Here is a 7,357-nt window from a genome sequence, read left to right as displayed (position 1 = left end):
TCTCAGCATGCACATGCCCAGCGGATGGCCTGCCCGGCGATCAGTACCTCGATCGAGCGATCACGAACCGAGGAAGATCGGACTTAACGCCCACTCAAGGCTGCTGCGCTGTACTGGCCGAAGATCGGTCGCATTCGGCCACGCGACCACGGACATCTCAAGTTTCCACAGCGTGACTCGAATGTCGCGCGGGCGCTCACGGATGCGACCGGGTTGCTCGTTGATGTCCATCCCGGCGGCCACAAGTACGCGGCTGCCAACACCTTCTTCGAGAGGTATCTTGCCAACCCTGCGGAAGAAGCGCGATCGCTGGCCCGCTGGCGCCTGGAAAGTGTCGATGCTCCTCCGCTGAACCCTCTACGGCGGCCGGGACGCTCCTTCGCGCGCCAGCAAATCGAGTGGATTCAAGTTGACAGTCACCAGGAGCGCTGGGACTCCAAGGCGCCGGGATCATTGGTCAACGAGCTGGAGGCCCGCGGGCTTGGTATCGTGCGCGAGCACAGGGCGAACTGGTCCTGGTTGGGCGTGCACCCGGATCTGGCGCGTACATACCTGTCCCTGCTCGCTCAGTTGATAGCTGATGCCAACGCCATGCCGGTCGTAACGGATCAAGTGGGAGAGCCAGGCTCGGCCACTGCGTGGACCACGCATGCGGTGGCAGACGACCTACTTGCCCAAGGGTTTTACTTCCATGGCTGGCGGAGGGAACCCACAGCTCGCGAGCTGTATGCCTCCGTCGCGCTCAACTGTGTGATCCCGGCAGACCTGGACCGAGTCCCAGTGAGCCGAATCGTCAAAGCGCGAACGGAACTGGCTCCACAGTTCACCGCTTTCCGCGATCACCTCGACGAACTGGCCTCGGTCTTCGACGAGCTGGACGATACAAAGAACGCGGAGGTTCTCCGGGCCCGTGTCGAGCAACTGGCGCATGACAAGATCCTCCAAGATGTCGCCCATCTGGAGCGCGGGCTGCGTGACCTCAGGCTGGAACCGGTCAAGGCGACACTACGGCTGAAGTCATTCGAACTTCCCGCCGTCGCCGCAGCCGCCACGACGGCGCTGCCGCACACGGAATCTCTGCCCGCGCTGATCGATGCGGGGGTGGTGACGGTGTGCTTCTTCACAGCGCTTGCCCAGAGCCGGCGCGCCGCACGAGAGCAGCGGCGCGGTGCAGCGGGATACCTTCTTGGCCTGCGCGATCATCTCACTGACTCACACTCAACACGCTCGCTCAGGTGACCGGCTGCAGACCAGTCGACTCCATCTCAGTGCGCCAGCCGAGTGCCGACGGTGCGCCGACAGCGGTCGATTGCGCGGGCTCCGGCCTGATCCGTGTGCAGGGCTGTGACCTGCATGGTCTGGCTCATGGTTGGGGTTGGGTCGGTGCGTGGTTGGGGCAGCGGGAGCCTGTGGTCGGTCTCGCGTTTGGCTTTTGGAGCAGGCGGCGCGGTTACGTCTCGGCGGCCCTTGGTGCCCCGAGGGCCGCCAGCTCTTTCGCAGCCTCCGTGAGGTCTTTGGCCGTATCGAGAGTGCGCCAATACATCCCCGGGGACAGCGAGAAGCCTGCGAGGCGTCCTTCGCGCGCCAGATGGGGCAGGGTTGTACGTTCGTGGTCTCCTCGCTCGGGCAGCAGATCCACGAATCCAGCAGCGAAGACGTACACGCCGGCGTTGATCTCGTACGGAGACGGCGGTGCCTCGACGAAATCGATGATGTGCCCGAAGGCATCCGTCTTCACCACGCCCCAGGGCACTCGGGGGCGGGCCAGGGCTAGGGTGGCGAGCGCGGCTCGCTCTTGGTGGAAGAGCGCCATCTCCTGCAGGGAAAACCGTGCCCAGACGTCACCGTTGAGGGCATACCAGGGTTCGTCGGGCCGGGGCAGCGACGCGGCGGCATACTTGAGCCCGCCACCCCGTCCGAGCGGCTCGCTCTCAACGACGGTGGTGACGTTCAGCGGCAGGTCGGCGTTCTCCAGCCACTCCTGCAGGACCTCTGCAAGATAGCCCAGGACGATCACGACGTCGGTGACCCCCTCATCAGCGAGCCAGGCAAGCTGATGACCGATGATCGGAGTCCCGGTTCCAGGGATCTCAACCATCGCCTTGGGCCGGTCGTCGGTGTAGGGCCGCAGACGCGATCCCTGTCCTCCCGCGAGGATGACCGCTTGGGTGACCGGCGGAAGTCCGCCCGCCGGGCTCGATCGCTGGCGGGGGCGCGGGGCGGGCCGCACGGCATGAGGCTGCTGGGCCGGACTGGCCTGGGGGCTGGCAGCCGGGGGCTCGGGCTCGGGCGGCCGGGGGGATGGCTGCGGACCGGTCTGGAATGCGGGTGTGATCCGTGCCAGGGCGTCGACGAGCTGGCGCATGAACCCCTGACGGGCCGGGCGCGGCACCGGCTGGAAGGCCGCAGTGGTGCGCGCCAGAGCGAGACGCAGGTGGGATCCGAAGGAGTCAGGCTGCATCGGAGTCTCCCCGCATGGCCGCGTCAGCCGTCGTCTCGCCCATGTTCGCGGCAACGATTGGGGGCTTCGGTTCCACCGCCTGATGGGACAAGCCCTGCTGGAGGAGTTGCTCAACGATCTTCGGTGCCGCGATGCCGACCGCGAGGGCACCCAGCGGGCCGGCGACCTGCTGGGAGGCGCCGAAGGCTGCGGCCAGGCCGGCGCCGAGTCCAGCCCTGATGGCCACGGAGGCCAGGTATGCGGGGAGTGGGGCCTCTCCCTTCTTGCGCCAGGGGAAGTCCTTCACTCGCTGGATCGCGCGGTATAGGGCCAGGCCCTCAACCGCAGCCGCTCCGGCTAACCCCCACAGGGCCGCCGTCCACCAGTGCACCTGACCGCTCCCTCCCTGTGCTGAAAAGCCGGGCTGGCACGATGATTGTGCGTCACCTTGGGGACACAGGACAGACTGCGGGTGACATGACAAGTGGCCAAGGCCAATACCCGCTGGGTCAGGAGACTGGGCCGGTTCTCTCGACGTCTCAAGCGGAGCGGTTCACCACCGGAGCAAAACCGGCGGCGGTCGATTGTTCGCAGGTTCCGGGCGGGTCGGTGCGCAGTGCTGTGACCTGCATGGTCTGCTTCATGGTCGGTGCGTGGTCGGGCCTGCGAGAGTTGTGGTCGGCCTCTGGAGCTGGTGTGGTGGATGTGGTTGGCGGGCGCCTGGAGACAGTCCGGGAGCTCGGGGAGGCCGGCCTCCCCGAGGGGGGCCGGCCTGGGCGTTGTGTGGCGTCATGTCGCTGGCGGCTGTCCGCAGTGGGTGCGGGCGGGGGCGTCAGCTGATGACTGGGCTGGTGGGGTTGGGGAAGGTGTGGTCGGCGTCGCCGGTGGATGCCGTAGCGGCGATCTTCGAGGTGTCCCTTTCGGTGCTGCTGTCTGCTTTCGTGTGGGAATCAGGGGTTGGGGGTGAAGTAGACCAGCCGGTCCTTGGGGTCGGGGGTGAGCTGGTCGGGGAGAGCGGCGCCGGTCGGTGGGGTGTATGTGGCCAGGACGGCATGGCTGACGGCCGTTGTGCACAAGGCGATGATGCGCTGGTTGACGGCGTCAATGGTGGACTGGTCGTAGGGGGAGGTCCCGCTGCCCTGTGCGGCGACATCGGCGGCGATGGTGGTGTCGGACGTGTTCTTCAAATCGCGCAGGGTTTGGTCGCCGGCCAGGGAGCGGGCGACGATGTTGTTGTGCAGGTCCATGGCGTGGGTGTTCTGCGGGTCGTCGCTCTGCTCGTGGACGTTGCCCCAGGCGGTGGCGTAGTCCGCGTCGAACCACGTGGTCAGGTGCAGCTGCCACAGACAGTGCCGGGCGGCGTCGGCCTTGTCGTTGAGCTTGTCGGTGCTAACGCCGGCGACCGTGTCCGCGTTGGCGAAGGCGAAGTCCCGTGATGCCTTCGCGGCGTAGCACTTGGCCGGATCCTGCTCGCACATGCTCTGCTCGGCGGGGGTCAGCCGGGTGAGGGTCGAGGGCTGCTGAGCGCCCTGCTGGTTCGTCACGGCGTTGTCCGATGCGTCCGAGCCATTGGTGTTCGACGCGTCTTGGTTGACGGTCTCGGCGACGGTGCGGACGGCGTCATGACCGCCCGCCTGGGCGGTGAAGGCTCCCGAGGCGCGTAGGCCTATGCCTGCGGTGATGATGGCGACGGCCCCGAGCAAGGCGGCCAGAGCGCGCCGGGAGAGGTGCCGCAATCGTGTGCTGATGGCGTTCATGAAGGATCTCCTTGATTCAGGGATGTGTCATGCGGGTCGAGCGATTGATGTCATGCCTGTTCAGAGGCATGTCCTGGTGAAGCGGCGAGTACGTCGGAGGACTGAGGCGGCGCGGGGGAGCGCAGCGTGCTGCGTCCCGCGTCTTGGCGCTGTTGAGGTCGCCGCCCGGGGGCCCGGGGAAGACCGCGAGCTGGGCTGCCCGTGCGGGGGCCGGGGGTGGTCAGGCGGCCGTACGCGAGGGGGCACGGCCACTCGGAGACCGTCTGGGCGAGTGTGCTGCCGCCCGATGGCCGGTGGCCACAGAGTGCGTGGGGGTCTCGGGCCCGGCGGGAGGCTGCGTCGCTAGCTGTAGTTCCATGGGGCTGTGACGCTCACGACGCAGAGCCATGCTCCGTTGGTGAGCGCCCACCCGTTGAGCGTGGTCGCTGTGGCTCCCCATCCGACCGAGTCGAGGTCGCCATCTCGCGAGGCGTCGTGGTAGACGGAAGTGCCGCTGACACCGAACTGCTTGCTGCTCGCGCCGAACTGGCCGTCTGTGGAGACGGTGACGGCCCCCATTGCTGCGGCACCGACGACAGCATTGAAGTTGAGTGAGAAGCTCCAGCTGCCGTTGTCCCAGCCCTGGAGGATCGCGGTCCCGCATATGCCCGATGCGCTCCCTGAGCCGAATCCGTCGGGCACCGAGGCGGCTGCCTCTGCCTGGTCCGCGGTGAGATTGGGGTTACCGCCGGCAGCGGATTGCAGCGCCTGGACCTGGTCGGTTGTCAGCTCTACGCCGGTGGTGGTGATCGTGGCGGGGGTGCTGGCACGGGAGGACTCGTCGTCCGCGACCGTGCGGACAACGGTGGAAGTGCCGTGGCCGGAGGCGGTGGTGAACGTGGCGGTGGCGCCTGCGGCGATGATGGCCAGCATGGCCAAGACGGCGGCCAGGGTGTGCCAGGAGGGCCGGTGCGGGCGTGGGATCCAGGAATTCACGGTTGTCTTCCTCTCTTCGGGTTGCGGGCAACTTGTTGCTGGTCGGGCCTTCGGGGCGGGGGCGTGTGATGGCCCGTGGGGAGGGGCGGTCTGGGGAACACCGCGGCTGCCTCAGTACCAGTGGTGGGCCTGCCAGAAGGCCCAGGCGTTGCAGGCGCCGCCGTAGCGGGAGTTGACGTAGGAGCGCATCCAGCGCAGCTGGGTGGCGGGATTGGTGCGCCAGTCGGTGCCGTAGCGGGCCATCTTCGAGCCGGGTACGGCCTGAGCCAGGCCGTAGGCGCCGCTGGCGGGGTTGGCGGCGGTGGTCCTCCAGCCGGACTCGCGGGCGATGATGTGCGCCGCGCAAGCGTGCTGCGTGCCGAACGCCTGCCTGGCGAGTTGCTGGGCGGAGCCGGAGGTCATGGTGATGGGGCGGGTGGATGAGATGTCGGCGGTGGTTGCAGAGATGGTCCGGGCGGCGGGGACGCGGACGTAGGCGTCGACGGTGGATGCGCGGGGAAGCGGGGCATAGCGGACATGGGTGCCGGTGTGGGCGGCTTCGATGATGCGGCCGTCGCCGGCGTAGAGCTGGACATGGCCGTAGCCCCGGGTGAAGACCAGGTCGCCGGGGTACAGCGCGCTGCGGGTGACGCGGGTGCCGGCTCTGGCCTGGGCGGCGGCGGTACGCGGGAGGCTGATACCGGCGTGGCGCCAGGCGGCCTGGATCAGCCCGGAGCAGTCGTAGCCCCCGCTTCCCGTGCCGCCCCACCGGTACGGGGCCCCGAGCTGGCGGCGGGCGAAGACCACCGCCATGGTGGCAGCGGACGAGGGCGGCGTGCTGCGGGCCGTACCGTGGCCCGGGCTTTGGCCGGGGCGGTTGGGTGCGGCCGACGCTGGGATGCTCAAGTGGCGCCCTGCGCGGATCACGGTGGAGGCGCCGAGGTGGTTGGCGCGCTGGAACGCACGGACGGTGGTGCGGTAGCGATGGGCCAGGGCCGAGAGGGTGTCCCCAGGACGCAGGAGGACGGTACGCAGGGTCGGCTTTGCCGCAACACGGTGAGGGGAGGGGCGGCGGGTCGCTGTCCGGGAGAGCGCCTTCGGTGCGACGGCGGCCGCCTGATGCGCCGGGGCGGTGGTCGACGCGGTGGCGGTGCGCGGGGCTGCGGAGGCCGCGAGGCCGGTGAGCAGCGGCAGGACGACCAGGAGGACCGCCAGGATGCGCAGGCGGTGCCGGCTCTCGGCCGGCGCCGTACGGGTGGCTGAGGTCATGGCGGATCTCCTGGGGCGGGTGGAGGGATGGCGGTGACCTCAAGTAGGGGGCCTGGCGAATTGCCGCACCAGAACTTCTTGTTGACCGATTGACGCGGACATACCGACGGGGAGGATCGTGCGGCAGATGCCTTGGCCACGCCGTCCCTCCACGGGCGTGAGCAGGCGCCGAGACCGGGCTGAACAGGCCGGGCAGGCAGTGGCTTTTGGGCGCGGCCGCTGCGCGACTGGCGCTGCCGTGGCGGAACCTGCCGGCCGGGCCGGGATGTCCCTCGGCACCGTTGGGGGCCGACGCCCCGGTCGCGCCGGACGCCGGTGTCTTGTGTCACGGGAGCTTGCTCGCCTGCCCGGCCGTTTCAACTGGCGGGATTGCCTGGGCCGGTCACTGCGGCCTGCGAGGACAACGAACCCGCCGGGTCTTCCGCGGCCGGTGGGCGGCCCCGGCTTTCCGGCCTGCACGGGCCCCTGCAAGGCGGAGGCCATTCAGAGCATCTGGCCGGCCGGTACCGGGCGCGCCGCACCGCAGCACGGACAACACGGAGCCTGCGTGCATGGCTGTTTTGGCCGGCAGGCACGGCCGTCTGAGCGCGGGCGGTTGCTGTCGGTGGCGGTGTACGCGGTCAACCGGACAACAAAATGGCCTGGCTGCCGTACCTGCAGGGCCCGTGAACTGGAAACCACGAGGCGCGCCGCCTGAGATCCCAGCCGCGGCGCGCCGGTCATGACCCCGAGAAAGGCAGGCTATTCCGATGCTGCGTTGGAGGCACGACACTGCACCTCGTCCGGCCGCAAGGTGCGGGCTGCCGTGGACGGACCGCGGACCCGGTGACCCGCCGCGCCGGACCCGGGCCCGCAGGAGAGCCGGGTACGTGGCCGGTGGGCTGGCGGCGTTGCTGACCGCTGGAGGGCTGTTCGCCGTGGCGGAGACGGCCGCCGT

At 69.0% G+C, this 7,357-nt stretch carries 6 protein-coding genes; 1 reads left to right on the top strand and 5 read right to left on the bottom strand.

Annotation, left to right across the window (positions count from 1 at the left end; all coding sequences use genetic code 11):
• The first annotated feature begins 213 nt into the window (after window positions 1-213).
• Complete coding sequence (locus ACWC09_RS11875) at window positions 214-1,239, top strand: DUF6236 family protein (RefSeq protein ID WP_450850358.1); 1,026 nt, start codon at window positions 214-216, stop codon at window positions 1,237-1,239.
• Window positions 1,240-1,450: 211 nt separating this feature from the next.
• Here the strand turns inward: ACWC09_RS11875 and ACWC09_RS11870 are convergent, their stop codons facing one another.
• The 5 genes from ACWC09_RS11870 to ACWC09_RS11850 form a co-directional block, all read right to left on the bottom strand.
• Window positions 1,451-2,158 (bottom strand): nucleotidyltransferase family protein, encoded by a 708-nt coding sequence (locus ACWC09_RS11870; protein ID WP_450850367.1) that lies wholly within the window; start codon window positions 2,156-2,158, stop codon window positions 1,451-1,453.
• A gap of 292 nt (window positions 2,159-2,450) precedes the next feature.
• Window positions 2,451-2,747: a hypothetical protein gene (locus ACWC09_RS11865; RefSeq protein ID WP_358608623.1), complete on the bottom strand. Its 297-nt coding sequence runs from the start codon at window positions 2,745-2,747 to the stop codon at window positions 2,451-2,453.
• Window positions 2,748-3,390: 643 nt separating this feature from the next.
• The gene (locus ACWC09_RS11860) at window positions 3,391-4,197 is read right to left on the bottom strand and encodes a DUF6973 domain-containing protein (RefSeq protein ID WP_450850357.1); all 807 of its coding nucleotides are present in this window, start codon (window positions 4,195-4,197) and stop codon (window positions 3,391-3,393) included.
• A gap of 342 nt (window positions 4,198-4,539) precedes the next feature.
• On the bottom strand, window positions 4,540-5,172 hold the full coding sequence (locus ACWC09_RS11855) for a hypothetical protein (RefSeq protein WP_450850356.1): 633 nt from the start codon (window positions 5,170-5,172) through the stop codon (window positions 4,540-4,542).
• Window positions 5,173-5,283: 111 nt separating this feature from the next.
• Window positions 5,284-6,420: a C40 family peptidase gene (locus ACWC09_RS11850; RefSeq protein WP_450850355.1), complete on the bottom strand. Its 1,137-nt coding sequence runs from the start codon at window positions 6,418-6,420 to the stop codon at window positions 5,284-5,286.
• Window positions 6,421-7,357: the final 937 nt, after the last annotated feature.

The sequence above is a fragment of the Streptomyces sp. NPDC001617 genome (assembly GCF_053596855.1).
The sequence above is the reverse complement of the archived record's forward strand: the minus strand, read 5'-3'. Positions and strand labels throughout refer to the sequence as shown.